The organism is Antiquaquibacter soli, from assembly GCF_030580675.1.
GTDB classification, from domain to species: Bacteria; Actinomycetota; Actinomycetes; order Actinomycetales; family Microbacteriaceae; genus Rhodoglobus; species Rhodoglobus soli.
The window spans coordinates 22454-48485 of the sequence record NZ_JAUQUB010000006.1; the positions used below are offsets into that span (position 1 = coordinate 22454).

The 26032-nt window shown below is 67.7% G+C and carries 15 protein-coding genes and 1 tRNA gene; 8 read left to right on the forward strand and 8 right to left on the reverse strand.

Going from position 1 to position 26032, the window contains the following annotated elements; genetic code table 11:
- Both Q5716_RS14845 and Q5716_RS14850 read right to left on the reverse strand, forming a co-directional pair.
- Positions 1-510, reverse strand: coding sequence for an FHA domain-containing protein FhaB/FipA (locus Q5716_RS14845; RefSeq protein WP_305003936.1), 510 nt, complete (start codon positions 508-510; stop codon positions 1-3).
- Positions 511-1233, reverse strand: coding sequence for an FHA domain-containing protein (locus tag Q5716_RS14850; protein WP_305004014.1), 723 nt, complete (start codon positions 1231-1233; stop codon positions 511-513). It abuts the gene before it with no gap.
- A gap of 99 nt (positions 1234-1332) precedes the next feature.
- Here Q5716_RS14850 and Q5716_RS14855 point away from each other — a divergent pair.
- The 3 genes from Q5716_RS14855 to Q5716_RS14865 all read left to right on the forward strand — a co-directional run bounded on the left by Q5716_RS14855 (position 1333) and on the right by Q5716_RS14865 (position 7756).
- Positions 1333-1416 (forward strand) — tRNA-Leu (locus Q5716_RS14855).
- A 683-nt stretch (positions 1417-2099) separates the two neighbouring features.
- Positions 2100-5633, forward strand: coding sequence for a hypothetical protein (locus Q5716_RS14860; protein WP_305003937.1), 3534 nt, complete (start codon positions 2100-2102; stop codon positions 5631-5633).
- Between the two features lie 1199 nt (positions 5634-6832).
- Entirely contained in the window at positions 6833-7756 is a 924-nt protein-coding gene (locus tag Q5716_RS14865) for a hypothetical protein (protein WP_305003938.1), read from the forward strand.
- A 420-nt stretch (positions 7757-8176) separates the two neighbouring features.
- Here the strand turns inward: Q5716_RS14865 and Q5716_RS14870 are convergent, their stop codons facing one another.
- The 5 genes from Q5716_RS14870 to Q5716_RS14890 all read right to left on the reverse strand — a co-directional run bounded on the left by Q5716_RS14870 (position 8177) and on the right by Q5716_RS14890 (position 12501).
- Positions 8177-8581 carry a hypothetical protein gene (locus tag Q5716_RS14870; protein WP_305003939.1) on the reverse strand — a complete coding sequence of 135 codons (405 nt, stop codon included), beginning with the start codon at positions 8579-8581 and terminating at the stop codon, positions 8177-8179.
- A gap of 31 nt (positions 8582-8612) precedes the next feature.
- Positions 8613-10073, reverse strand: a complete 1461-nt coding sequence (locus Q5716_RS14875) for a chymotrypsin family serine protease (protein WP_305003940.1) — start codon at positions 10071-10073, stop codon at positions 8613-8615.
- Positions 10060-10485 carry a hypothetical protein gene (locus Q5716_RS14880; protein ID WP_305003941.1) on the reverse strand — a complete coding sequence of 142 codons (426 nt, stop codon included), beginning with the start codon at positions 10483-10485 and terminating at the stop codon, positions 10060-10062. Before Q5716_RS14880 ends, Q5716_RS14875 begins: the two co-directional genes overlap by 14 nt.
- The gene (locus tag Q5716_RS14885) at positions 10485-11657 is read right to left on the reverse strand and encodes a hypothetical protein (protein WP_305003942.1); all 1173 of its coding nucleotides are present in this window, start codon (positions 11655-11657) and stop codon (positions 10485-10487) included. The genes Q5716_RS14880 and Q5716_RS14885 overlap by 1 nt, the downstream gene beginning before the upstream one ends.
- A 295-nt stretch (positions 11658-11952) precedes the next feature.
- Positions 11953-12501 carry a hypothetical protein gene (locus tag Q5716_RS14890; protein ID WP_305003943.1) on the reverse strand — a complete coding sequence of 183 codons (549 nt, stop codon included), beginning with the start codon at positions 12499-12501 and terminating at the stop codon, positions 11953-11955.
- A gap of 61 nt (positions 12502-12562) precedes the next feature.
- Between Q5716_RS14890 and Q5716_RS14895 the strand changes: the two genes are divergently transcribed.
- The 5 genes from Q5716_RS14895 to Q5716_RS14915 all read left to right on the forward strand — a co-directional run bounded on the left by Q5716_RS14895 (position 12563) and on the right by Q5716_RS14915 (position 22658).
- A complete protein-coding gene (locus tag Q5716_RS14895) occupies positions 12563-15088 on the forward strand; it encodes a helix-turn-helix transcriptional regulator (RefSeq protein ID WP_305003944.1) in 2526 nt (841 codons plus the stop codon).
- A gap of 125 nt (positions 15089-15213) precedes the next feature.
- Positions 15214-20889: a beta strand repeat-containing protein gene (locus tag Q5716_RS14900; protein ID WP_305003945.1), complete on the forward strand. Its 5676-nt coding sequence runs from the start codon at positions 15214-15216 to the stop codon at positions 20887-20889.
- 229 nt (positions 20890-21118) lie between these two features.
- On the forward strand, positions 21119-21451 hold the full coding sequence (locus tag Q5716_RS14905; RefSeq protein WP_305003946.1) for a PadR family transcriptional regulator: 333 nt from the start codon (positions 21119-21121) through the stop codon (positions 21449-21451).
- Positions 21448-22377 carry a hypothetical protein gene (locus tag Q5716_RS14910; RefSeq protein WP_305003947.1) on the forward strand — a complete coding sequence of 310 codons (930 nt, stop codon included), beginning with the start codon at positions 21448-21450 and terminating at the stop codon, positions 22375-22377. Before Q5716_RS14905 ends, Q5716_RS14910 begins: the two co-directional genes overlap by 4 nt.
- 56 nt (positions 22378-22433) lie before the next feature.
- Positions 22434-22658, forward strand: coding sequence for a DUF1232 domain-containing protein (locus Q5716_RS14915; RefSeq protein WP_305003948.1), 225 nt, complete (start codon positions 22434-22436; stop codon positions 22656-22658).
- On the opposite strand, the gene Q5716_RS14920 is transcribed toward Q5716_RS14915, so the two are convergent.
- Positions 22655-25918 (reverse strand): ATP-binding protein, encoded by a 3264-nt coding sequence (locus tag Q5716_RS14920; RefSeq protein WP_305003949.1) that lies wholly within the window; start codon positions 25916-25918, stop codon positions 22655-22657. The genes Q5716_RS14915 and Q5716_RS14920 overlap by 4 nt on opposite strands.
- Between the last annotated feature and the right edge of the window lie 114 nt (positions 25919-26032).

The window sequence follows — 26032 nt, forward strand, 5'->3', positions numbered from 1 at the left end:
CTACCGTCGCAGCTCGAAGCTCGTCGTGCCGATCCGCACCGGGGTGTTCAGCGGGATGACCGTGGGCATGATCACGCGGTTGCCGTCGAGGAACGTGCCGTTCGTGGAGTCGAGGTCTTGCACGACCCAGCCGTCCGGCCACTTGAGGAGGCGGGCGTGGTGCGTGGACGTGTAGTCGTCGCGGATGACCAGGCCGGAGTCGCTCGAACGCCCGATGGTGAGCTGCTCGTCGGGCAGGTCGATCTCGAGGCCCTCCTTCGCGCCGGACGTGATGACGAGGCGCGTGGCGAAGACCGGTCCCTGGGGGGTGGCCGCGGGGCGGGGTGCGGGGGCGGCGGAGCGCGGGGCGGCTGCCGGTGCTGCGGCCTGCGGGGTGGCGGCGGGGGCGGGCATCCGGCGCACTTTCTGTCCGAAGAGGTCGGAGCGCAGGGCGTAGACGATCGCGAACACGAACGCCCACAGCACCGCCAGGAAGGCGATGCGGAGGAGGAGGAGCGTGAGCTCGCTCACCTAGAGCCCGCCCATCCAGGTGGTGTCGTCGCTGACGCGACGGTCGTCAGAGCTTGCGGCGGACTGGGCGAGCACCCGGAACACGATACGGGTTCGACCGATGTCGATGACGGAGTCGGGCGGGAGTGGCGCGCGTGAGACCGGGTTGCCGTTGAGGCGGGAGCCGTTCGTGGAGCCGAGGTCGTGCACTTCGGCGCGGGTGCCGTCCCACAGGATCTCGACGTGCTTGCGGGAGATGCCGGTGTCGTCGACGGTGATGGTGGCGTCGCTGCCGCGGCCGATGATCGTGCGGGAGTGGGTGAGGGGATGCCTCACGCCGTCGATCTCGAGCACGGGGGTCCAGCTCACGGCACCCTTCACGTTCTCGCTGCGCACGTCGATCATGCCTTGGCTGAGGCGCGGGTCGGGTGCGAGGGAGACGGAGATGCCGCCGGCGAACGAGTAGCGCTGGGCCGTGGCGTGCCGCTGCACGAGGTCGACGAGCTCATCTATGAGGGCGGGGCCGAGGCCGTGCATCCGGTCGTAGTCGACGGAGCTGAGGCCGACGACGAATTTGTTGGGCACGAGGATGCGGTCGCGCGAGACGACCGCGGCCCGGGTGTCGAGCTCTCGCCGCAGCGCTGCGGTGATCTCGACGGGCTGCAGACCGCTCTTGAAGGTCTTCGCGAACGCGCCGTTGACGGCACGCTCGAGACCCTTCTCGAAGCTGTCCAGAAGTCCCAAGGCTCTCCCCATGGTCGCCGGTCCTGTTTGTTGAATGTTAGCCGCTGGTGCTCGTCCCGGCCTGTGAGTCGCCCTGTGGTAAAGTCGGCAGTTGCGTCCGCGCGAGTGGCGAAATTGGCAGACGCGCACGGTTCAGGTCCGTGTGCCCGTGAGGGCATGGGGGTTCAAGTCCCCCCTCGCGCACGAAAGAAAAGAACGGCCCGGCTCCTCTTGGAGCCGGGCCGTTCTTTCTTCCTTGCGTGGGTGGCGTCTCTTGAGCGCTCGGGGCCCCGACCGGCGCAGTCCGGCGCAGCGCGCTTTTGGGTGGCTCGGGCACTTCGTAGTGCCGCGATGTGGCGGCGGCACCGGTTGGGCGTCAAGTCCCCCCTCGCGCACATAACGAAAAAGCACCCCGGCTCCTCCTGGAGCTGGGGTGCTTTTCGTTAGGGGCGTGGGTGGCGTCTCTTGAGCGCCCGGGGCCCCGACCGGCGCATCGCGCGCTTTCGGGTGGCCTGCAACTTCCGTGGTGCCGCGCGATGTGCCGGCGGCACCGGTTGGGCCCCCGTGCGGCACGAGAAGCTTCCGCGAAGTGCCGGTGGGTTCAAATCCCACCGGCACCGCTCTGAAAAGCCCGTGTTGATCAGGGATTTTTCTGCGCTCGACGAAGGATCTGTGGCAACTGGCAACAACTCGGCAGCGCCATAGTGATATTGCTGTTCTAGCCCTGCGATGAGGAGCACCGCGATCAACGCCGGGACGAGGGTGACTTGTAGCGGGCTGCCGGCGTGAAGGCAAAACGATTGGGCGATGTCCGGTCCAGCAGAGCCACGGTCCGCAGTCGCACGGTGGCGATAGGTTGTGTCCGATTCTGACCCGAAGGATTTGCCATGGTCGATATTGCAATTGCGCTGTTAGGACTCGCTGCGAGGTTGTTTGGTTGGGCAACCTTGGAAACCCGGATCTCCCTTCGGGTTGCGAAGTCGGCGAAGCAGCTCGGCGTGCCGATTCACCGCAAGCTTCTCCGAATCGCAATCTCATCGCCAGCCTTTCGGGACAGGTATTACGCCCGTGACGAACCGACAAGACGTGATGTTGACCTCGAGTTGGCGGCAGCGCTTCGCTCTCGTAGTGGCGACGTGCGGGACGTCGCGGTTCTGCGCACTGCGTTGTCCCGCGCTTATCTGACCATGCTGCCGGGCGGGAGCGAGGCCCTGCGTCACAAAGACCAGCTCGACGAGGCCCGCACAGAGCTTCTCGGGGAACGCCTGTCGACAGCAGCGGACGATAGGGCATTGTTCGACAGCAGGCTGGAACATATGCATCCGCTCCGAGCTCGAGAGTTCAGAGAACTTCGGCTCGTCTGGGACAGAACGCCTACTTTGCTCGGGCTTCTTAGTGGCGACGCGAAGACTCAGTTGACCTACTGGTCGAAGTATCCTCCAGCAATCCTCACCGACGCACCGGCGGACGTCTTCGGGGTCTTGGCGAACGTGGCCGGAGATCACGACCTTCGAGACGTCAGCGCAGGATTCATCGAGCGAGGGCTGGCCTCCGGTCTTGCACCGGCGGGGTACTGGATGGTACGACTGATGCCCCTGCGCGGAGTCGACGACCGAACTGCTGCAGCGCAGTTCCTGTCGGGCTTTCGTGGGTATCCGCTTGCCGAAGCTCAAATCGCCGAAGACGGCCGCGAAGCAGCACGTGCCGCTCTGCTCGATTGGACGCCGGATCACCCGGGTGAGCACCTACTTCGACTGCTGCTTCTCGGAGAACTCTTCCTGGCGGACCTGATGGTTGATGAGGCCATTGCGACTGCTCTCGAGGCAGTCAACGAACATCAATCGACCAGCGCCGCGCTGCTGGCGGCGCGAGGGATGATGACGCGATCGATGGTCGGCAACTCTCAGTTGCATCGATATGACATCTCCGATGGGCTCGTCTATGCCCGTCGCGCACGTGCCGACTGCCTCAAATGGGGACTTCCCAGCGGGGAAGCCCTGGCGCTGATCCTTCGACTCATGAGGATGCTCAGCGATGTCCGCGGCGCCCTCCAGTTCGGCTCACCGCCACCGGTCGGGTCGGCCACCCCAGCGGAGATCGCTGACCCAGTCGTTGTTAATGAGCTCGCGCTCCTTCACGCGTTTCGTGGAGACGTGGCGAAGGCACGTGAAATGCGGGCAACCCTCGGGGTGGCAGGCGACAAGATTGATGCGGAAATTGCCGAGCGAGGCTCGACAGATCCGGTCGAAGCTTGGGAGCGCGCGATGGAGTCGACCGACGACTGGGGAGAAAAAGCCGACATTGCCCTTCAGCTCGCCTTCAAGGGTCGAGTCGCCGATTTCCTCGACGAGGCTGAGGCTTCAAATCCTGAGATTGTGACCGAGCTGCGATTGATCGCTTCTCTGTTCGCTGGTGAAGACGGCGCCGTCGAGCGATTCCGTGGTTTCGCCGCCTCTAGCTTCCGCGGCACCCTGTTCCTCCTTCGGTACTACCAAGAAAACAGCGACGACTCGAACGGCGCGAAACTGGCCGAAGACGGAGCGCGGGCATGGAACGACTCGGACCTTTGGGTCGAGTCGGCCAAATACAAGTACGACAGTGGCGAGCGCGGCGGCGCGATCGTGGACCTGCACAACGCTCTGGTAGCCGCGCCGCCTGGCTGGGGCGGTACGGGGGATACCTACAGGCGAATTGTCGAGGCGTATTCTGCCTTGGGTAAATGGCACGACGCGAGGAACGCGGCAGCGCAACTTCTCGCTCAAGACCCCGACAACCCCGACTCTGCCTGGGCCCTCATCGTGTGCCAACTGCACACGAGTGATCCGGGTGGTGCCTTGTACACCTGGAGGGCTCGGGGTCGTCCGCGTCCGGCCAGTGAAATGCAAGCCGGAGCTTGGGTCGAACTACTTCGTCGTTTTGGTGACGAGTTCGCGAGTCCGGGCGACGCGCTCACCGTGGCGGCTGATTGGGCGACCAATGAAGAGATCCGGCGCGCTTTGGTGGTGGCTCTGTTCACGGGCGGAGGTCGCGAAGCACGCAACGCACCGGACGCCATAGTGAACGAGATTGAACGTTCGGATTCGGCGACGCTGCTTCAGGAGTACCTCCGTGACTTTCCGGACGGTGGTATCTGGGCGATCCAATTCGATGAGAACGACCCGCTAGGTTCGCTCAAGGCCGCTATAGGAGACGACGCAGATACCGAAGCCATCGACGAATCGATCTTCAACGGCTCTCTGCCGGCGGGGTTCAGCGGGGAAGTGCACGGGCGGGGCTACCTCGAAGTACTGATAATCAAGCGCCGTGGACCGATTCACAGTGGCACTCGAAACCCCGCCGCGGAGAGAGCCGCCATCACAGCAGCTCGCGAGGGCTTCGTCGTTCTCGACACTTCCGCGATGCACACGAGGGCTCTACTGCCAGACCCTGTGGGCGATCTCCTGTTCGGTCACTTTGCAGGCGCGCGGGCGGTTGCAGAGCAACATCGCGATGCGCAAAACGCGCTCGAACGCTTCCGCGACGACAACGGACTTTCTGTTCGCCCGGGCGGTCCAGGAGAAGACCCTTCGGTATCGACGACGTCGCCCGAAGAACTCGCTAGACGGCTAGACGTCGCAATTAGAGCGGAGGTCGGATTCAGCTCAGTCGTCTCGGTGAGTCACCCGACCGTCAACGGGATCGCGGCTCTCCGCGGTGAGGAATTCCGTACCCCGATCTTTCTAGCTCTCGACTACGCCGTCGCTGAAGGCATACCTCTGTGGTCAGACGATCGCGTACTCAGAGATCTTGCAGACGGCGCCGGTGGAGCTGCATTCGGCACTTTCGAACTCATCGCTGCAATGAGGGACGAGGGTTTAATCGACCCCGCAGAACTCGACGTCGCCGAGGCGACCCTGATCGCAGCGGGCTATACCGGCTCTCGTTTCGATCGCTCTGTTTGGGCACTCGCAAGAGGTCTGGACGACGGAGCGGGGGTTTCGAATGCGATCCGATTTGCCAATGGCGACCAAGTTCCTGACCGAGTGCAGTTCGCGATAGAGGAAATCGAGGCGCACACCCAGCACCCCGAGCTGCTCGCCTCGGCGACCAACGCCGCGAGCCGCTGGATACTTGCGATCGCTGGGGATGACTCCTCGGCCGCCCGAAACCTCAGACTGTTGTGGCGAAGCTTGCTCACGCGTCCGTGGATGAACAGTTCCTTGCTGCCCTTCTGTCTGCAAGGCGTCGCAGGACTCGACAGAATCGCGGACCCCATCGGCGTCGTGCTCGCGGAGATATTCGCGCTCTACCTCGCACTCAGAGAGCGCGCAGGCGATCCAGACGCGGCCCTGATGATTTTTGAACTCGTGAGCTTGCTGCCGGAAGAGAACGGCAAACGCGTGCGGGGTGCGATCGTCACTGGCTCCTTTGACGGCCAGTGAGACCGGCACGTGGCGCAAACGTCGCTAAGTGAGACGCGATTATTGTTTCGAGATGGATGACGCCGACCGCCAACTCTCTTTCGTGATTGGGGAAATGGTCCGAAACGACGTGTATCTCGAAAATGAGGTCCGGTACTACCGGCTACGGCTCCAGGATGCCGGCCTACCCCTCAAGGACCCGCAGCCGAAGTTAGACGAGCACCCAAAGGAACTAACCTACGGGACCGCGCTCGAGCAGCTTCGAGTCAAGATCGCGAAGCATCGGCTCCCGGAGGACCACCGCGCAATCGCTCTCGATGCCGTCGCGTACGCAACTGAGATGCACCAGCTACGGAACGACGTTGCACATCGATTGCTCATGATCGACCATCGAAAGCGCGACCATTACCGCCGGATGCGTTCCACCATTCCGCCGCGACCAACGAATTGGAGCAAAACGCCCGTGACATTCTCCTTGCAATGTGGAGAGTAAGAGGGCTGGCGACCATCACTCCGTTCTGGCTCAACATGTCGTACGAGGACTACGAGACAGCCACCGATCTACGCTCCTGGACACGGGTGGCGATGGGCCACGTCGATCTCTCAGGAGCGACTGTCGTGGGCACGCCGGGTGAGTCAACTGAGCCCCCAGGTGGCTATCCCAACTTGTCCCCTGGTCTCCTTGCCCTCTAGGTCTGCCGCACGCAGCTAGTCGGTCTGAGTATTCGGCTCCGACTGTGCGAGCCGTTCGGCAACGACCGAGGTGATGTCACGACGCCGTGATGATCGCTGGGCCAAGTGGTCTTTTACTCGAATGGGCAGTTCACTGCGTTCGTGAGGGGGCAGTTCCTGATTCAAGTCCCACCAGCACCGCGATGAAAAACCGATGTAAATCAGGAATTTTTCTCTGCTTATCGGGCGATCGGTGGCAAGTGGCAACAACTCGGCAGCATCCCTGGGGTTACACCGGCTCGAACGGCACTCGTACGTTCGTTCCCGCCGGTAGTCGCGGCTTAGAGCGCATCACTCATCGATCTGGCGATTTCCCGATGCCGCGCAGGCGGGACTCTGCCCCGGATCCCGTCGTGTTCGCTCCACTCGGAACCGCTTAGCGGCATCAGCAAGATTCGGGCACGAACTGACCGAGCAAGCTGCTCGGCCGTGGAGCACGGACACCCTGGAGGGTGACGAACGCCGAGTAGCTTCGCTAGCCTGCCCCCATGAGCCCTCGCGACCCCACCGAGTGGAACCGCGTTATGGGCGATGACGCGGACGAATTGGGAATGCAACTATGCCGAGCGCTCTTCCCGCGCGTCGATGAAGCGAATCGGAAAGTCACAGGCGTGTACTGCGCGATCGTCGATGAGCGGTCGAGCCTGCGTCTTGATGATCGCTACCTAGGAGCTTGGCGGGGCGGCGGACTTCACGGCGTGGCGTTTCGAGCCGCGCTGGACGCCTTGATGACTGTGCAGCTCATCCTCGAGCAGAACGTCATCCCAATGATCGGGCTCTACCCGCTTCTTCGAGCGGCGATCGAGAATAGCGCGCTCGCCATCTATCTACTGGAGCCCGTCGAACGCGACGAGCGGCTGCGTCGCGCCTACTGGGTAGCGGCAGAAGACGCGCGACTTCGCTACGTGCACGAACGCGAGCGGGAAGCGCCCGACGCCCGCGACAAGCTGAACGGAGTGAAGGAGGAAATTCGGTTGCTTGTTGGCGAGCGACCGTCGCTCGGCGAGGCGACCGACTTCCGGTTTGACCGAGTCCAATACACCGATCTCGTCCAGCTGGCCGATCGAGCAGTCGAAGCAGATCCCGCGATCAACATCGATCGTGCAATGTCGATGCTCGGGTGGTGGCAAGTCCTGTCTGGGCTCAGTCACGGTAAGCAGTGGTCGTATATCTACGCCCTTGAGCGAAGCGGTGCTGTGGTTGACGAGGAAGACGAATCTGCGCAGGTCCTCATGACCTCCTCGCCCGCCGCGATCGCCGTCATCTTGGAGCGGGCAATCATAGCCCTCGAGACTGCGCTTCGCCTGTACGGGAGGCGCTCCAAACAGGCGTGGAATCAGCCAGAGGACGCGTCTGAGCCGCCAGCCGTTGCGTACGTCGAGATCCGCCGCGCGCGAGGACATTCGGTGTAGGCACAACTTGGTGACGACAAGGCAGACAGTCGGGTCGCGGACTACGAGAGCGCTTTGTTGATCGCCGTCGTCAGTCTTCCTCAGGCTGCCGTTTCTTCTGCCCTGAGGGCGGCTGACCCATTTCCGGAAAGCCAGCGCACGAAGTCGCGGGCGAGTTCCCAGCTTGCAAGATAGCGCTCGCCGCCGAGGCGGCGTGGCGACATTTGGGACTGCTGAAGGTCTTGGTGGCTTCGGTTAGGCCGCGGACGCTGCGGTGTGGTCATGGTGGCTTCGAACTTGACGGCGGTCAACTTGCCGAGGACGCGCCCGAGGACTGTGGGCACCTATTGTCCGCTTGGCGGGAGAAAATACTCGGCCGACATCTTGCGCCGCTGTAGTCGAGCATCCGATAGGCGAAGTTGCATTCAGCGGCAAATCACCTCATACGCGCTCCGACAACCCACCCGTCGGCACGTAGTCGATCTTCCAGTCGACGTACACGCCCGTCACCCCGTCGGCCAGGCACGAGAGCCCCACGGAGACCCAGCGCACCTCGCCGTCGCCCGCGAACGCGAAACCCACCGCCACGAGGAACTCCGTTCCCCCGCACGTGCACGTCGCCTCGTCGACCGAGTCGACCTCGTCGGCGTGGTCGTCGGAGTCGAGCATCCCGAACTCCTCGCCGCACTCGGCGCACACGCGGACGGCGACGCCGACCTCGTCGTCGAAGAGCAGGCCGAAGCGGATGCTCCCGCACTCGCACACCGCATGCCGGACCTCGCCGACGGGGTACCCGCCGGCCTCGAAGTCGATGATGCTCGCGGCGAGGTCTTCGGCGGCGCTCACGTCGTCACCCGAACTGGAAGACCCGACCTTTTCAGCACGCAGTCGGAACCAAGTGCGTGGACACCGCGCTGAACGACTCCGTATACGCCCAGGCGGACAGCTGATAATTGGACCCCGGGTCCAGATCCGCGGTAATCACCCAAGTCCCATCAACCGTGGATGACGCAGGCGCGGTGAACTTCTTATACTCGCCGTGGACGTAGCCATTGATCTGTACTTTGTAGCCCACTCCGGCCAGAATCGTGCCAGATATCTGGCACTTTCCGCTTAACGGTACAGCGCTAGTCAGCACCGGATCCGGAACGTTGATGGCAGGTTCCCATTGGCCATTGAGGACGGATCTGATGGTTGTGTCTCCTGCTACTACCGCTTCATAGGAAAGAAACATCGTGTAGCGCTGTGGTGCACTTTGGTCGCCCACCACACAATTCACGTCCCACGTGGAAGAGCGCGCGATTCCAACGAAGAACTCGGCGCTCATTCCTGGCGCCCCCGTTTCCGTCGGCAGGGTGCAAACCGATGCAGTAAACGATCGATAGTTGGTGAAGCCGTTGCCATTCTGGCCAAATCCCACGGCGAGAATCTGGCCACACGTCCACCCTGAAACGGGGGAGGACTTGCACAAGGGAGCGCCCACTACAGGCGCCTTGGTGCCTCTCACCGGGACCGGGGTGCCGCCTTCAGGCGCGCCGGTTCCGCCCGACCACGTTGCGACGTTGGGCGACGGGTTTACCCAATTGGGGTCCAAGGGGATGAAGGGAACCCCGATTAGCGCTATACCACCCGGTTCATTGAATACACCTCCGGTCTTGTAGGCCCCGAGCGGCGCATCTTGTGATGCGGAAGAACCAGCAGCGGTCACATCGGACACATAGAACTGGCCGGGATTCTCCGCGACGCAATCGCCGCTGGTCAGAATCCAGTTCTCGTAGCTCGTGAAGCCGACGTTGTGACCGTTGAGTCCAGCGGTGCAGACGGTTTGGAAGGAGCCGTTAATAACCCCACCGATAGGCATACCCGCCATGAAGTTGCCGGCTTCGGCACTCGTCGATCGGTGCTCGTCTAGGGCGCCACCGGCCGAAACGGCAGCGTGCGCGGGAGGCGTCGCCTCAAAAGGCGTCCCAATGGCTGCGCCGACTGCGCTAGCGATTTCGTTCGCATTGGGGTCCGCGATCTTGAGCACCACACCGTCCAGGTAGACATCGTTGGGGTCAATGCCTTTCGTCGCCAGATATTGAACAACCTCGTTTGCCTGGGAAAGGGCAGCGCCGGCAGCGAGATACTCCGGGCCTGTGATCCCAAGATCCCGCTCTAGAGCTCGAACAAGCTCGGGAGGCAGTTCGTGGGCGGCATCGACGAAGGTGGAGATGTCGGGCTCGACGAAGTGCGGAGCCTCAACGACCGGGCCGCTCGTGCAAGAAATCAATGGGACGCAAGCCAACAACAGCCCAAGGGATACGCATGCTGCTTTGGTGGTTCTAGTCCTCGCCATCGGAATCTCCCCGCTCGACCTTGGTTGTTCGACGCCCAAGGGCCACATTGATTGCAGCGCCGATTAGCCCAAGCGCTAACCACCCCGCGATAAGGAACGCTCCGTAGTCGTTGACCGCGTAAGCCACGAAGTACAACACGACGGTCAGAACCGCGGTCGTCGTCGCCGACAGCCCGAAAGCAACAAGCGCCCGACGCCATGGCCGATGGGGGTCTATCCAGCGATATACGATTCCCGCGAGCGCGACCGCGGGCAGGACACCCAACGCTAGTGCTGCGTACCCGAGCCGTTGCGCTGCTGTAAATCCGCTCAATTCGCCAGGCACGGCAGCTTGGTAGATGCCGATCGTAGCGATGACGATGGCTGCGACCTCTACGAATCCGACGACTCCTAGAGCGATCGAGGTTCGCACTAGAAACATCCGTCCGAGTCGTACGGCAATACGTAAGCAGGGGCCGTCATCCCCCAGGAGGCGGAGGTCCAGCACTTGTTGGGTGACGCGTACCAGTTGCGCCATCCCGCCAGCGTGGACCGTGCCGACTCCCAGGGTGCGGGAGGCACCTGGAGGTCATATCCCATGCAGTACGTCGGAAGGATGAGAGGGTCCGCCTGGCACCTCATATCGTCGTTGAGCGTTACCGATCCGACAATGTGTCCCGACGATTGTGTCCCGACGGGCGCGTTGATCGAGATGAGCACCTGCCGGAACCCGTTGCTGTTTACGGGAATGTTCTGGGGGTAGCGCAGGCCCACTCCGAAGGAATTCTTGTGGCAGGCGTCCTCGATCTCCCAGTTGTCGATGTACGCAGTCGTAGCAGATGCGACATTTGTCGAGCCGGTTGATACTCCCCACGTGAATGACTCATTAGCTGCCAGGAAGCCCGACTCGTTTTGTCCCGGTAAGCAAAACGGTCGAACGTTGCTCGAAAAGTTGTAGTTGAAAGTGTCAATTTGGAACTCCATGCCCCACTTGACAACGAAGCAGACGCCTCCGGCTGAGCAGCGAAAATCCTGGGGAAGGAGCGCGGGCGACGTTCCACCGCGCCAGTTGGCGAACTGGTAGAAGTACTGTCGTCCTGAGACCCGCTCGACTCGTAGTTCCATGTAACTGGGTGCCCAAGACAGCCCCACCGGCGGTCCAGACGGCACGTAGCTTGCTGATGATGGACTCGCGCCCGAGCCCTCGTCGGAATAGGGGGAAGGTAGTGCCTGGGACGTGGCGGTCTCCGTGGCTGGCAGATCGGTATCGAAGATGTCCTCCACTTCCCCTCCGACCGCCGCGGGGGCTGTGAACGTCTCGGCATCCGTGGGTATGACCGAGGGCGCCTCAGCGGGCACGAGGAGATCGGGCACTTGATCTCCCCCTCGGCTCGCTTCGTCGCTGGTCGGCTGCTCATAAGGAACGGGGACGATCAGTCCAACCGCTTGCGCCTCCGTGCCGTAAAGCCCGCCAAACCAGTCCTCGAAGTCTTGGAGACTTAAGCCGTCTGAAAGGGAGTATTCGCCTGCGGCAATTGGATTCTCGAATCGCACAGCCGTCGCTTTCAAGTTCAAGGAGTCGTTGATCTCCAGCGCGTCGGCCATGGAAACGGGGTGCTCGAATGGACGGAGAGAGTAGGCCGTGGGCGCCGGTTCCTCGTCACTTACCGCGAGAGCGACGGACGAGACCAAGGGCGGGGGATCACCTGCGGCTGGGACAGCGCCAGCAGCGCCCACTAAAACTGTTGTAAGGGCTGCCGCAATTGCAAACCGTCGCATGCCCAAGTCCCGCTCCCCACGCTTGCCGTCGTTACCGAACCTAGGTCAGGTTTTCCGCGAGGGAAAGTCATCATTTAGGGGGACCCGGAGCCAATCGACCCCAGCTTCGGGAGGGCAGCGCTCACGCCCGCCCCTCGATCGACCGCTCGAGGCCGGCTGCGCGCAGGCCGCGTGCGACGTAGGTGCTCGCGATCGCCAGAGCCACCACGCCCACGAGCCGGGCCGCGACGATGAGCAGGATCATCAGGGGTACGAGGTTCTCGGGGCTGATGACGACGAGGGACATGAAGAACGACGCCGTCTGACCGGCGAGCGCGACGAGAAACGCTCGCGACCAGGTCGGCAGCCGCCGCGCAGCGAACGCCGCGAGTTCCATCGCGAGCGCCTGCAGGGTGATGAGCGGGATGAGCAGGAACCCGAGCACACTGAACGGCACGGCGATGATCGCGGCCGCGAGACCCATGAGCGTGATCATCCCGGGCCGCAGGTCGAAGTGGCAGGCGACCGCCAGCACGAGCACGGACACCCAGGCGGCGAGCGCGTAGAGCGGCGGTCCGGCCAGGGCGAGCGCTGTTCCGATGGGCCCGAAGGCGATGATGAGTACGGCTTGCACGGCGGCGAGCGCGCCGAGCACGAGCAGCCATCGCGTTGAGACGCGAGTTCGCGACATCCTGAATTTCCCCCCGCACATGACGCTAGTGCATCGGGGTACATTCATCAGAATGGGGGATGTGGGGAAAGATCCGTACCCGCGCCGCGTCGATTCGAGCGCGCCGCGAATTCCGGCCGACGCCGTGCTCCGGCCGCGGCTCATGGGGGCGCTCGATCCGCTGCCGCCGCTGACGGTGCTGCGCGCGCCGGGCGGGTCAGGCAAGACGGTGTTGGCGAGCCAGGCGGTGACGGGACGCGAGCTCGCGGGCGCGTGGGTGACGGTGGGGCAGGAGTCATCCACTCGCGACGGCTTCTGGCGCGACCTGCTGCCGCGCGTGCTCGGCGGTGACCGGGCGGCGATGTACCTGGGCGGCAGTGAGTCGCCCAGCCGGCACACGCTGACCGACGCGTTCCTCGATCTGGGGGACGTCGTGGTGGTGGTGGATGACGCGCACGAGTTCGACGATCCGGCGGAGGTCGCGGATGACATCGTCGAGATCGTTCGGGCGACGCCGGCCCGGTTCGTGGTGCTGACCCGCACGCCGGTGGGGCGGTTGGAGGAGGCATCCACGACCCTGCGCCTGGATGTGGTGCGCGTCGGCGTCGACGATCTCGCGTTCACCCACGACGAGGTGCGGCAGCTCGCCCCGGATGGCTCGGTCGACCGCCTGCTGGCGGCGTCGGGCGGCAACGCGCTGCTGCTGCGCGCGCTCGTGCTCGACCGGGATGACTCGGAGCTGCCGGCCACGACACCCGGCGAGCTCGCCTCCGACCTGATCTCGGGGTTCGTCGCGGAGCTGGACTCCGACGAGCAGCACTTCTTGCTGCGCACCTCCCTCGCGGGCAGCTTCACCCTCGCGGAGGCGGAGGCGCTCGTGGGCCCCGGCGATCACGCGCAGACGATCGAGGAGGTCGAGCGCCGCGGCCTGCTGATGCGCTACCGCACGGGCACGGATGACGCGTACCGCTACCACCCGGTGGTGCGCGATGTGTTGAGCGCGGCGCTCGCCGCCCAGTTCCCCGGAGACCTGGCGCGGCTGCACGGCATCGTGGCCCGCAGCCGTTTCGCACGCGGCGAGCTCGTGGATGCCTTCCACCACGCTCTCCTCGCCCGCGACTACCCGCTGGCGACGGAGGTGCTCACGCGCGGCGGCACGGTGCTGCTGCGCTCGGGCGGCGGGGAGGCGTCGTTGACGGTGCCGTTGCGGGTGGCGTTCTCGTACCCGCTGCTCGCGATGGCGCGGGGCCTCGCGGAGAATGCGCGCGGCCGGCACTGGGTGGCGCGCGAGTTCTTCGGCGCGGCGCTCGTGGCGGGGCGCTCGCGGTCGCAGCGCAACCCGGCGGAGCGGGCGACGCTCGCGGTGGCGCAGTCGGTGATCTTGCGCATATCGGGCAAGCCGCAGGACGCGGCCCGCATCGCCCGGAACGCGCTCGAGCTGATCGAGCGGGCGGGCGCGGACGCGTTCGGCGAGCAGCTGACGGAGTTGTACGCGTTGTGCGCGGCGACGTTCTTCCAGGCGGAGTCGTGGGACGAGGCATCCCGCGTCCTGGAGCGCGTACCGTTCTCGTCGCCGCGCGGCGGCATGCTGTCGGCGTCGCTGCAGGCGGCGATGGCGGCGCTCCGCGGTGAGTGGGTTGCGGTGGGCGACATCCGTCGTCAGGTGGAGGAGATCGGCTGGCCGGATGCCTCGATCAACAACTATCCCGGCGCGCTCCTGCATTTCGCGGAGATGGCCCGCGACCTGATGCACGGCGACGCGGCGAGCGTGCGCGAGCGCCTCGCCCTGTGGGAGCCGCGGAAGGCGCTCGAGTTCCGGGTGCCGATTCTGACGGTCGGCTACCTCGCGGATGTGCTCGACGGCGCCCCGGAGCGCACGGTGCGCTCGCTCGGCGAGTTGCGCGAGTTCGAGCTGGGCCGCAACCGGCTCTCGGAGGAGGGTGCCCGCACGATCGCGTTCGCGGAGGCGATCGCGCGAGTGGCGACGGGCGACTTCGCGGGGGCGGAGCGGCTCGTGGCCCGCCAGCGCAGCGTGTGGGCGGCATCCCTGCGGGCGCACATCGCGCTCCTGCAGCGGGACGACGCGAAGGCGGTCCGGGCGCTCGCCGACGCGGCTCTCGTGTCGTCGGTGGACCCTCGCGCGGTCGTGGTGCGGCACCTGCTGCTCGCGTGGCGCTTCGTGCTGCTCGGGGACGAGGCATCCGCCGCCCGCAACCTGGGCGCGCTGAGCCACCCGGGCGAGGCGGCCCTGGTGCGCGATTTGGCGATCGTCGTGCCGGGGGAGGTGCGCGGGATGCTCGCCGCCGCCCTCCCCGCCGACTCGCCGCTGAGGCTGCCGCTCGAGCAGGCGCCCGAGTCACCGTTCTCGGAGCGGCTCGCCCGCCGCGCCTTGACGGAGCGCGAGGTGGCCGTGCTCCTGCAACTGCGTACCGGCGGCAGCAACGCGGACATCGCCCAGGCGCTGAACATCTCGACGAACACCCTCAAGGCGCAGTTGCGGTCGGCCTACCTGAAGCTGGGGGTGTCGAGCCGAGAGGATGCCCTCGCCCGGGTCGCCGAGCTGGGCTTGCAGCCGCGCGTGCCGACCGGGGTTAAGCCGCAGGGTTAATTCTGGGCGGTTCGGCGGCACCGGATAGACAGGCCTGTCCCGCCCGCTCATAGCCTCCAGATGATTGCCACCAGTGACGGCCCGAGTCCGTCACGTCGACGGTGATCTGATCTGGGGGTTTCACCGTGTCTCTTCTTGCTCTCTCGCGACCCGATCGACCGAGTTGGGCGGCGCGCATCGCCGTCGCGGTCGCCGCGCTCGCGATCCTGCTCGTGCCGGTGCTGCAGGCGACGCCCGCGCACGCGGCGGAGGCGATCGTGGTGCTGACGCCGTCGTCGGCCACGGCGGAGAGCAACGTCAACACGACGTACACGCTCAACATCACCTGCAACGGTCCGGGCGCGTGCGACAACACGGTCGTGTCGATCCCCACGAACACGGTGACCGGTAACGGCGCGAACACCGACATGGCGTCCTGGATCAGCGCGTCGTCGTGCCCGGAGGTGACGCGCACGGTCGTGGGGGGCGAGGTGCGGTTCACGTACGGCAACCTGCCGACGGGTCTCAAGCAGTGCACGTTCACGGTGCGTGCACCGGAGTACACGACCCTCAACGGGGCGCAGGCGACGCTGACCCCGACGATCAGCGGGTCGAGCTTTGCGACGTCGACCGGAGCATCCGCGGTCCTGACGGTCACGGCGGGCCACAACGCGTCCCTCGCGACGAGCGGGCCCTCGGTGGCGATCAGCGGAGCCCAGTTCACGTACACGATCGCGTTCGGCTGCGGTGCGGCGAACGCGTACGACGGCGACATCGGCTTCAGCCAGATCCACATCGAGTCGCAGCTGCCGGCGAACTTCCAGTACTCGAGCTACTCGATGCGCAGCGCGGTACCCGGCACGGTCACCATCACCCCGCCGGCGGTGGGGTCGCAGGGCGGCACGTTCGTCTTCGACGACCCGACGGGCGCGCAGTGCGCGAACCCGCCGCTCAACGCCGGCAACTACCAGGCGATCCGCATCGTCGGAACAATCATCGGTCCGGTCGGTTCGACGGCCTGCAACGCCGCCACCGCGTCGTTCACCTACATCGACGGCGTCACCGGTTCGCTGAGCGCCACCCAGTCGCCGTGCACGACGACGGTGAACCTGCAGACGGTGCCCGCGAAGGGCGCCGTGACCTCGACGATCGGCCCGAGCCCGATCTACACGTTCCCGGGCAACTGGGACCAGAGCAACAACTCGCTCACCTACACGTTGTCGTCGCGCACGCAGCCGGCGACGAACAGCGCGGGCGTGAGCTACGAGTTCTCGGATGCCCTGCCCTGCCTCACGAACGTCTCGGGCACCACCTACCAGAGCAACGCGCTCGGCACGCTCTGCCAGAGCCCGGCCTTCATCCCCACGCGGATCACGGCGACGGGCTTCACGCCGACGGCGGCGGACATCATCACGCTGACCTTCGCGGATGGCTCGACCCAGGACATCCCGTTCGCCTCCGGCGGCTGGACGCTCCCGGCGCCGTCCACCGGCGGCGGTGTCGCCGAACTGCACATCCCGCCGTTCCCGGGCCAGGCCTCCAACGTCGGCACGACGGTGTTCTCGATCGCGGGCTACGCCTCGCCGAGCGCGGCCCCCGGCTTCACGCTGCGCAACACCTCGTACACGACCCCCTACTACGGCGGCAGCGCCATCTCCACGCCCCAGAGCTCACTCTCGACTCCGGTCGTGATCCTCGACCCGAAGACCGGGTCGGGCCAGACCGGCCAGACCGTGCTCTACCCGAGCGTGTTCGCCCAGTACACGAGCAATTGCCAGGCGACGGGCGGCTTCGTCTCGCCGACCGCGTCGCAGCGCAACCACATCGAGCTGTCGAAGGCCCCGTCGGAGGCGATCTACTTCGACTATCTCGCGCCGATCGGCTCCTCGATCTCAGGTTCGGCAGCGCGCGCGTTCAGCGCGGTCGGCCTCGACAACGGGTTGACCTTCACGTCGGCATCCATCACCCCGACGGTCACCGCGAACTACAACGGCTCGGGTCGCACCCTCTACCAGTGGGTGATCCCGGCCGGCGTCATCACGGTGCCCGGCGTCTACCGGCTGCAGACCGCCAACTGGACCCTCAACCTGGGGGCGGGGTGCGCGGGCACGTTCGAGAGCGACATGACGCTCGGCTACGGCGCCCCGGTGCGCGACTGCTTGTTCAACAACAACTCCTCGGTGCGCCACCAGCTGCCGCCGATGATCGGCAGCAACAACGACCTCACGACGAACGCGACCCCGATCGCGAACAACTTCTGCGGCTACTCGTCGAAGTTCACCGTCGAGGCGATGAACCCCGCGTACTCGGTCAACAAGACGGTGCAGGGCAATCTCGATCCGTCGCCCGCGACGGGCGGCGCGCTCGGCCACGTGAGCCCGACGGGCGGCCAGGCCACCTACAACGTGACCTTCGCGAACTCGGGCACGTCGTCGAACCTGACCGACCCGATCATGTACGACATCCTCCCGCGCGTGGGCGACACTCGGGCGAGCCAGCTGACGCCACGCAACTCGGCCTTCACGGTGACGCTGCTGTCGGTCGGCACGATCCCGGCGAACGTGACCCTGTCGTACTCGACGGCCGCGAATCCCTGCCGGCCGGAGGTGCTCGCCACCAACCCCGGGTGCGTGGATGACTGGTCGACGACGCCGCCCACCCCGATCTCCGCGACCACGGCGCTGCGCATCGCGTACTCCGGCGTGATCGGCGTCGCGGGCAGCTCGTTCCCGACGAGCTTCTCGGTGCCGTACACCGTCTCGACGCCCACGTCCACGAGCGGTGCGATCGCCTACAACAGCGTCGGCACCAACGTCATCGCGGGCACGAACTGGTTCGGCGCGGCGGAGTCCGACCTCGTCGGCCTGCAGGCGGCGGAGAACCAGCCGCAGATCACCAAGTCGGCGTCGGTGACCGAGTACGACGCGGTCGGCGACACGATCACGTACACCTTCACGGTCACGAACAACACGACGGTCACCCTGACGAACGTGGGCGTGACGGACGTGATCACGGATGCCGCTGCCGGAGCCACCGCGCCCGCGGCGACGTGTGTGACGCGCACCTCCCCCACCCAGACCTGCTCGGGAGCGACCACGACGCTCGCGGCTGGACAGTCGGCGACGTTCACGGCGACGTACACGGTGCGCCAGGCGGACCTCGACCACGGCTCGATCACCGACACGGCGACGTCCACGGGCACGCCTCCCACCGGCGGCGCCCTCAACGGCTCCTCGAACTCGGTCACGGTGACTGCGGCGCAGGCACCTTCCCTCGAGCTCGTGAAGTCGGCATCCCCGACGATCGTCGACTCGGTCGGCGACACCATCACCTACGAGTTCGAGGTGACGAACACCGGCAACGTGACGGTCTCCGGTCTCGCGATCGAGGAGACGGCGTTCTCGGGCAGCGGCTCGATCTCGGCGATCACGTGCCCGAGCGGCCCGCTCGCCCCGACCCAGTCGGCGACGTGCACCGCCACCTACCCCGTGACTCAGGCCGACCTGACGGCCGGCGCGATCGACAACACCGCCGTCGCCACGGCGACCGCTCCCGGTGGCCCCGTCTCGTCCGACGAGTCCTCCGCCTCGGTGGACGTCGAGCAGACGGCGAGCCTGTCGCTCGTGAAGTCGGCATCCCCGTCGGAGGAGGCCGCCTACACCGCCGGCCAGCTCATCACCTACTCCTTCGTCGTGACGAACACCGGCAACGTGCCCGTCGACGACATCGCGATCGACGAGGTCGCCTTCTCGGGAACCGACGCCGTCTCGGCGATCGACTGCCCGGCGACGACGCTCGCGCCGACCGCGCAGGTGACGTGCACCGCGACCTACACCCTCACCCAGGAGGACGTGGATGCGCTGACCCTGTCGAACACGGCAGAGGCGACGGGCACCTCGGTCGCCGGCCCGGTCACGTCGAACGAGTCCTCGACGACGACCCCGCAGCTCCCGGACGCGAGCCTCGAGCTCACCAAGACCGCCAGCACGTCGTTCGTGAACGGCGCCGACGAGGTCGTCACGTACACGTTCTCGGTGCGCAACACCGGCAACGTGACCATCGACGGCATTGCGATCGACGAGACGGAGTTCTCCGGCAGCGGCGCCCTCTCGGCGATCGACTGCCCGACGACCTCGCTCATCCCGGGCGGCATCGTCGACTGCACCGCGACCTACACGGTCACCCAGGACGACATCGACGCGGGCTCGATCGAGAACACCGCCGTCGCGACGGGCCTCGACCCGACCGGCGCCGAGGTCACCTCGCCCGAGTCCGACTGGCTCATCACCGCGAACATCGACGCGAGCCTGTCGCTCGTGAAGACCGGTGACCTCGACGCGTACGCTGCGGTCGGCGACGTCATCGAGTACGCCTTCGAGGTCACCAACACGGGCAACGTCACCTTGAGTGGCGTCGGCATCGAGGAGGGCGACTTCACCGGCTCCGGCTCGCTGAGCGCCATCGACTGCCCGACGGGCGACGTCGCACCCGGCGACAGCGTCACGTGCGCGGCGCAGTACGAGGTGACCCAGGCCGACCTCGACCGGGGGAGCATCGACAACACCGCGGTGGCGTTCGCCACTCCGGCCGGCGGCGACGAGCCGGTCGAGTCGGAGAGCTCGAGCGAGAGCATCCCGGCCGCTCAGGATGCCGCGCTCACGCTCGTGAAGAGCGCAAGCCCGACGACGCTCGACGCCGAGGGCGACGTGATCTCGTACGAGTTCCTCGTGACGAACACCGGCAACGTGACGATCTCGGGCATCGCGATCACCGAGACGGCCTTCTCCGGCTCAGGTGGCGCCCCCGCCGTTACGTGCTCGGCCGCGCCGCTCGCGCCGGGCGACGACACGACCTGCACCGCGACCTACGCGGTGACGCAGGCCGACGTCGACGCGGGAGTCGTCGAGAACACCGCGATCGCGACGGCGAACGGCGGCGACGCCGAGTCGGAGGAGTCGTCGGCATCCGTCACGATCGAGCGCTCGGCATCCCTGTCGCTCGTGAAGTCCGCCGATCCGGCCGACCCCGAGCTGCTCTTCGCAGGCGACACGATCACCTACTCGTTCGTCGTGACCAACACCGGCAACGTGACCATCACCAACCCGGTGGTCACCGAGACCGAGTTCACGGGCACGGGAACCCTCCCGGAGCTCGAGTGCGACGACACCGTCTCGCTCGCCCCCGGTGACCAGTTCGTCTGCCAGGTCGTCTACACACTCACCCAGGACGACGTGGATGCCGGCACCCTGAGCAACACGGCGACCGCGTCGGGCACCGCTCCCGACGGCGCCGAACCGCTCACCCCGCCGAGCGACACGGTCACGGTGCCGAGCCCGGAGGCCGCCGGCCTCGAGCTCGAGAAGGCCACGACCACCGAGAGACTCTCGAGCGTCGGCCAGGTCGTGACGTACACGTTCACGGTGACGAACACCGGCAACACCACCGCGACTGGGCTCACCATCAGCGAGGACGAGTTCACCGGCCGCGGCACCGCCCCCGAGGTGGAGTGCCCGACGACGACGGTCCTGCCCGGCCAGACGGTGGTCTGCACGGCCGAGTACATCGTGGTTGCCGCCGACCTCGACGGCACCGCCCTGTCGAACACGGCGACCGCGACGGCGGAGAGCGCGGGAGGCGACGCGGTCGTGTCCGACGCGTCGAGTGCGATCATCTCCGACGTCGTGGATGCCCGCCCGCCGCTAGCCCTCACGGGAGCGACGGTGCTGTGGACGGCGGGTGCTGCGGCCCTCGTGCTCCTCGCCTCGGGCGGCGTGCTCTTCGCGCTCGTGCAGCGGCGGAGGCGCGAGCAGGGCGCGGCGTAGGTCTGGGGGCGCCGGATGCGGAACCGGCGCCCTCGGCAGTCCTTCTGATCACCGCCCGGGCCGTCACCCCTCGGCCCGGGCGGAGTGGGATCTCCTAGCGCTCACACCGATCGGGAGCGGGAGGGGGCGGTGCGAATTCGGGTCGCGCCGCCCCCGTTTCCGTGCGCGCGGGCATCCTGCCGCCGACGCGTGCTTGCCTTACTGTGCGGCACTATGTAGTGTGTCTCGCATGGTAGACGCGTCGAAGCACGAGCAGGACCTCCGCAAGGGCGTCCTCGTGCTCGCCGTGCTCTCCCAGCTGCGCGAGCGGCAGTACGGCTACTCCCTGCGGCAGGCGCTCGCCGAGCGCGGGATGCCCATCGAGGAGGGCACGCTCTACCCCCTGCTGCGCCGACTCGAGTCGCAGGGACTCCTCGATTCTCAGTGGCAGGCCGAGAACGGGCCGCCCCGGCGCTACTACCTCCTGAGCGATCGCGGCGCGGCGCTCTACCGCGAGCTCGCGTCGTCGTGGGACTCCCTCGCGACGGTCATGACCACCCTCCTGAAAGGGGAAGAGCGATGAAGCCGGATGCTCTCATCGAGTCCTACGTCGCCGACGTCGTGCGGCACCTCCCGCGTCGCCAGCGCGCCGACGTCGCGTTCGAGCTGCGGTCGCTGCTCGCGGATGAGCTCGAAGGCCGTGCCGGCGACGCCGAGCCCACCGCCGCCGACGCGCTCGACCTGCTCGCCGGTTTCGGCCGACCCGCGGACGTGGCCGACCGCTACCGACCCGCCGGCTTCACGATCATCCGGCCCGCGGAGGCGCCGCGCTTCGCGCTCATCGCGCTCATCGGCGTCGCCCTGCAGTGGATCGGCACACTGCCCGCCGTCTTCGTCGGCGAGGGCGACTGGCTCAACCGGCTCGCGCAGTGGTGGCTGAGCTGGGGGCTCGGGGCGTTCTGGTGGCCGGGCATCCTCGTCTCGCTGTCGATCGTGGCCGCGCTCGTCGGGTCCCGCCGCGACTCGACCGCCGAGTGGACCCCTCGCGAGGCGGCCGCACTCGACCGCGACCGGATCTCGCGACCCCTGTACGTGCTCGCGATCGCCGGCGGCCTCGTCGGCGTCGCCGTGCTCCTCGCCGTCGTGTCCCTCGAGTCGGTGCTGCCGGGTCTGCCGCGGCCCCTCCTCGACGCGTTCGAGTTCGACGCGGGCTTCCTCTCCACCCGGGCGCCGTGGGCGCTCGCGCTGTGGGCGGCGAGCTTCGCCGGGCTGATCGCGGTACTCGTCGCCGGGCGGTGGTCGCGGGGCACGCGCATCCTCGCCATCGCCGTCGACGCGGGATGGCTCGCCCTCCTCATCTGGTGGGCGACCGGCCCCGTCTTCGTGTCGCCGCTCGCCGACTCGGTCACGCGGGGCTGCCTCCTGCTCGTCGCCGCCTTCGTCGTGTGGGATGCCGTGGCCTCCGCCCGACGGCTGCCGCGTCGCATCCCGGCGCCCGCAGTGCCCTAGGCACCCGCCGCGCAACCCCCTCGCACAACGCGCAGCCGCCGCTTACGCTGGAAGGCATGTCCCGAGGTCGTCAGGTCGCCGCCGCCGTGCTCATCGCCGTCGCCGCGCTCGTCTACGGGGTCTCGCCGCTCGACGTCGTGCCGGAACTGCTGACCGGCCCGCTCGGGTTCGCGGACGACCTCGCCGTGCTCGCCGGTGCGGGCTTCGCGATCTGGAAGCTCCTGAGCGGCGGCAAGCCGAAGCCCGGCGAGACCGGGCCGACGACACCGCCGGCCGCCTAGAACCTCGGCTCGAGGCCGAGTTCGACGGCGACCCGCTCGCGAACGCGATCGGCCTCAGCGCGGTGGGCGGCCGCGGCATCCGAGCGACCGAGCCGGTCGGCGAGCCGGGCGAGGAGGTCCGCGCGAGGACCCCAGCAGACGAGGGCGGTGCCGAGCACGACGAGCGTCGACGGGGATGCCGCGACCGCGTCGTACGCCTCGGTGAGCAGAGGCGACCCCAGGCGCAACGACACCTCCGCGGCCATCGCGCGGTCGAGGTCGGTGCCCCAGTACTCGGCGGTCGGGACGCTGTGCAGCCCCCACCGGGACTGGAGGGCGCGGGCATCCTCGACGCGGCCCGCGTCGGCGAGCGACAGCACGGCGAGCCAGCGCAGCGAGCGGTGCGAGTCCTTCATCGCCTTGTCGGCGATCTCGCGGGCGACCGGTTCGATGTCTCCCGTGCGGCGCGCGAGCGTGTACATCTGGGCCGAGTACGCCCAGTCGCCGCCCCAGATGCTCGTACGCTGCAGCGACGCGTGGGCATGGTCGATGAGCGCCCGCACCTCGCCCTCGCGGCCGGTGAGCAGCGCGAGGCACGCCGCCTGACCGGTGTACTGCGCGTCGAGCTCGGGGCGGCTGAGGAGCGCGGTGAGCTCGCCCGCGCGCGAGTGGTCCTCGACGAAGCCGGCGACGTCGCCGCGCGCGAACCGCAGGCTCCCGCGGTGCAGCCGGGCGACCACCTCGCCCGTGGAGATGGGGTCCGCCTCCCCGGCGAGGGCGATCCAGCGGTCGAGCACCTCCAGGCGGAGGTCGTCGTCGGCGGGCTGCCACAGGGCGAACACGCGGTCGTTGAGGGCGCGGGCGAGGAGCGCCGGCTCGCCGATCCGCTCCGCGAGGGCGACGGCCTCGACCGACACCTCGCGGCCGCGCGCGCGATCGGCCGCTTCGCCGTAGTAGAGCTCCATCGCGAGCGCCCCGGTGAGCTCGGCGCGCTCCCGGTCGGTGAGGTCCGGGCCGGCGAGCTGCTCGTCGAGGTGCCGGATGACCTCGCGGTCGACCTCCCCGAACTGCCGCCAGTTCCACAGCGTGATGCTGCCGAGCAGTCCGAGCGAGCGCACCGTGAGCTCGCGCTCGCCGAGTCGCGACGCCGCGCGCAGGGCACGCCGCAGCGTCCCGGCTGCGCCTTGGGCGTCGCCGGCGTCGCGCTGGTCGAAGGTGAGCTGCACGAGCATCTCGGCGCGCGTGCGCTCCGCATCGGGGCCGGGCGGCAGCATTTCGAGGGCGCGCTTGCCCGAGAGCGCGGCGAGGTCGAAGGCGAGGATGGCGCGAGCGGAGTCGGCCGCCGCCACGCACGACTCGAAGGCGCGGGCATCGGGCACGCCCGCCGCCGCGCGGTAGCGGTGGTCGGCGAGCTCCTGCACTCGGTCGTCGCTGTCGGCGTCCGGGAGCCGCTCGATCGCGTCGGCGTAGGCCGCGTGCAGCTGGGTGCGGCGGGTGAGCGGGATCGCCGCCACGATCGCGTCGCGGGCGAGGCTGTGCGTGAAGCGGTACCCGCCGTCGCGGGCGACGAGGATGCCGTGCGCCAAGCCGCCCTCGATGGCCTCGAGCACCGCCGCGCCACCGCCGCCGGCCACCCCGAGCACGGCGAGGTCGAGCGACTCGCCCGCTACCGCCGCGAGGTCGAGCACGTCCCTGGCCTCCGGCGGGAGCGCGCTCGCGCGCACGGCGAGGAGGTCGCCGACCGAGGCGGGAAGGGCATCCGGGTCGCCCGATGAGAGCACGGCGGTGACGAAGTAGGCGTTGCCGCCGGTGCGCTCCCAGAGCTCGTGGATGCGCTCCTCCGACAGCCCCTGGGCGGTGGGCAGCTGGGCGACCTCGTCGGGAGTGAGGGGTGCGACGAGGTGCCGGGTCGTGGATTCGGTGCCCGCGATGGCGACGAGGGCGGCCGCGATGTCGGGGCGGCGGGACTCGGGCAGCCTCGCCGTGATGAGCAGGGAGACCGGGAGGCTGCGGAGCCGCGCGGCGAGCAGTCGCAGCACGTGCACGGTCGTGGCATCCGCCCACTGCACGTCGTCGAGAACGACGAGCACGGGCTCGGCGGCGGCGGCGGTGACGACCTCGCCGGCGATCGCCTCGGCGAGGATGAGGCGGGACTGCTCCACGTCGTCGACGCCGCTCGTCGACTCGAGGAGGGTGGCGAGCTGGCTCGCGCCCGACGGGTCCGGGCTGCCCGGCAGCGCCCCGAGCAGTTCGCGGACGATCCACAGCGCGGGCGCCCCGCCGTCCGGCGCCTTCGCCCACGCGACGCGCACACCCGCGCCGACGGCGGTGCGCGCGGCGAGCTCCGCGAGGTGCGTCTTGCCCACCCCGGTGGGGCCCTCCAGGATGACGGTGCGACCCCGCCCCTCGCGGGCGCCGCGCACGGCGCGGTCGATGTCCGCCCGCGCCGCCGTCCGCCCCACCGTCTCCGTCGCGGACCCCGCGGACACTCCGGACCCCGCGGGCGCGGCGGGCGACGGAGCGCCCACCGCGGGCTCGCGCAGCACGCGGGAGTGCAGCTCGCGCAACCGGGGGCCGGGGTCGATGCCGAGGGCGTCGGCGACGAGCTCCCTGAACTCCTCGAAGACGGAGAGCGCGACGGCGGTGTTGCCGGCGCGGTGCTCCGCGTCCATCCGCAGCAGCCAGTAGCCCTCGTTGAGGGGTTCGAGGTCGGTGAGCGCGCGGGCACGCTCGGCAGCCTCGGCGGCGTCCCCGTGCTCGAGGAGGGTTCGGGCATCCAGCTCGTCAACCCGGTGGCGGAGCCGCTCGAGCCGTTGCCTCTCGAGCTGGAGGTCGCTCGTCGGGATCGCCCCCTGGAACGGGATGCCCCGCCACAGCCCGCGCGCCTGCCCGAGCGCGTCCGCCGCGGCTGCCCAGTCCCCGCCCCGCGCCGCCGCGTCTGCGGCCTCGACGGCGCGGGAGAACCGCACGAGGTCGATCGACTCGGCGGCGACATCGAGGCTGTACCCGCCGGGCCGCGTGGTCACGGCCACGCCGAGTGGGGCGAGCTGCTTGCGCAACCGCGACACGTACACGTAGAGGGTGGACACGGCCGACGCGGGCGGCTCGTCGTCCCAGAGCTGCTCGATGAGGTGCTCGGTCGACACGACGCGCGACGGCTCGAGCGCGAGGAGCGCGAGCAGCGCCGTGACGCGACCCGCCTGGGGCACGACGGGCTCGGCTCCGGGGGCGCGCAGCTGCGGTTCGCCGAGGAGGGCGATCGTCAGCTGAGAGGAGGTCACTAAGCGGTTATACCGCGATCGGGGCTGCACCGACCTTGCACCCCGCGGGTGGCCGTCACGCGCCGCGTGCAAGACCGGCGACAGGTGGCGGTGGGAGAACTGAGCCACACGCTT

What these genes read in the sequence shown, in the direction of transcription:
- Q5716_RS14860 (WP_305003937.1), top strand. Translation starts at nt 2,100, where the DNA reads ATGGTCGATATTGCAATTGCGCTGTTAGGACTCGCTGCGAGGTTGTTT.
- Q5716_RS14865 (WP_305003938.1), top strand. Translation starts at nt 6,833, where the DNA reads ATGAGCCCTCGCGACCCCACCGAGTGGAACCGCGTTATGGGCGATGAC.
- Q5716_RS14875 (WP_305003940.1), bottom strand. Translation starts at nt 10,073, where the DNA reads ATGGCGAGGACTAGAACCACCAAAGCAGCATGCGTATCCCTTGGGCTG.
- Q5716_RS14885 (WP_305003942.1), bottom strand. Translation starts at nt 11,657, where the DNA reads ATGGCCGACGCGCTGGAGATCAACGACTCCTTGAACTTGAAAGCGACG.
- Q5716_RS14890 (WP_305003943.1), bottom strand. Translation starts at nt 12,501, where the DNA reads ATGTCGCGAACTCGCGTCTCAACGCGATGGCTGCTCGTGCTCGGCGCG.
- Q5716_RS14905 (WP_305003946.1), top strand. Translation starts at nt 21,119, where the DNA reads ATGGTAGACGCGTCGAAGCACGAGCAGGACCTCCGCAAGGGCGTCCTC.
- Q5716_RS14910 (WP_305003947.1), top strand. Translation starts at nt 21,448, where the DNA reads ATGAAGCCGGATGCTCTCATCGAGTCCTACGTCGCCGACGTCGTGCGG.
- Q5716_RS14915 (WP_305003948.1), top strand. Translation starts at nt 22,434, where the DNA reads ATGTCCCGAGGTCGTCAGGTCGCCGCCGCCGTGCTCATCGCCGTCGCC.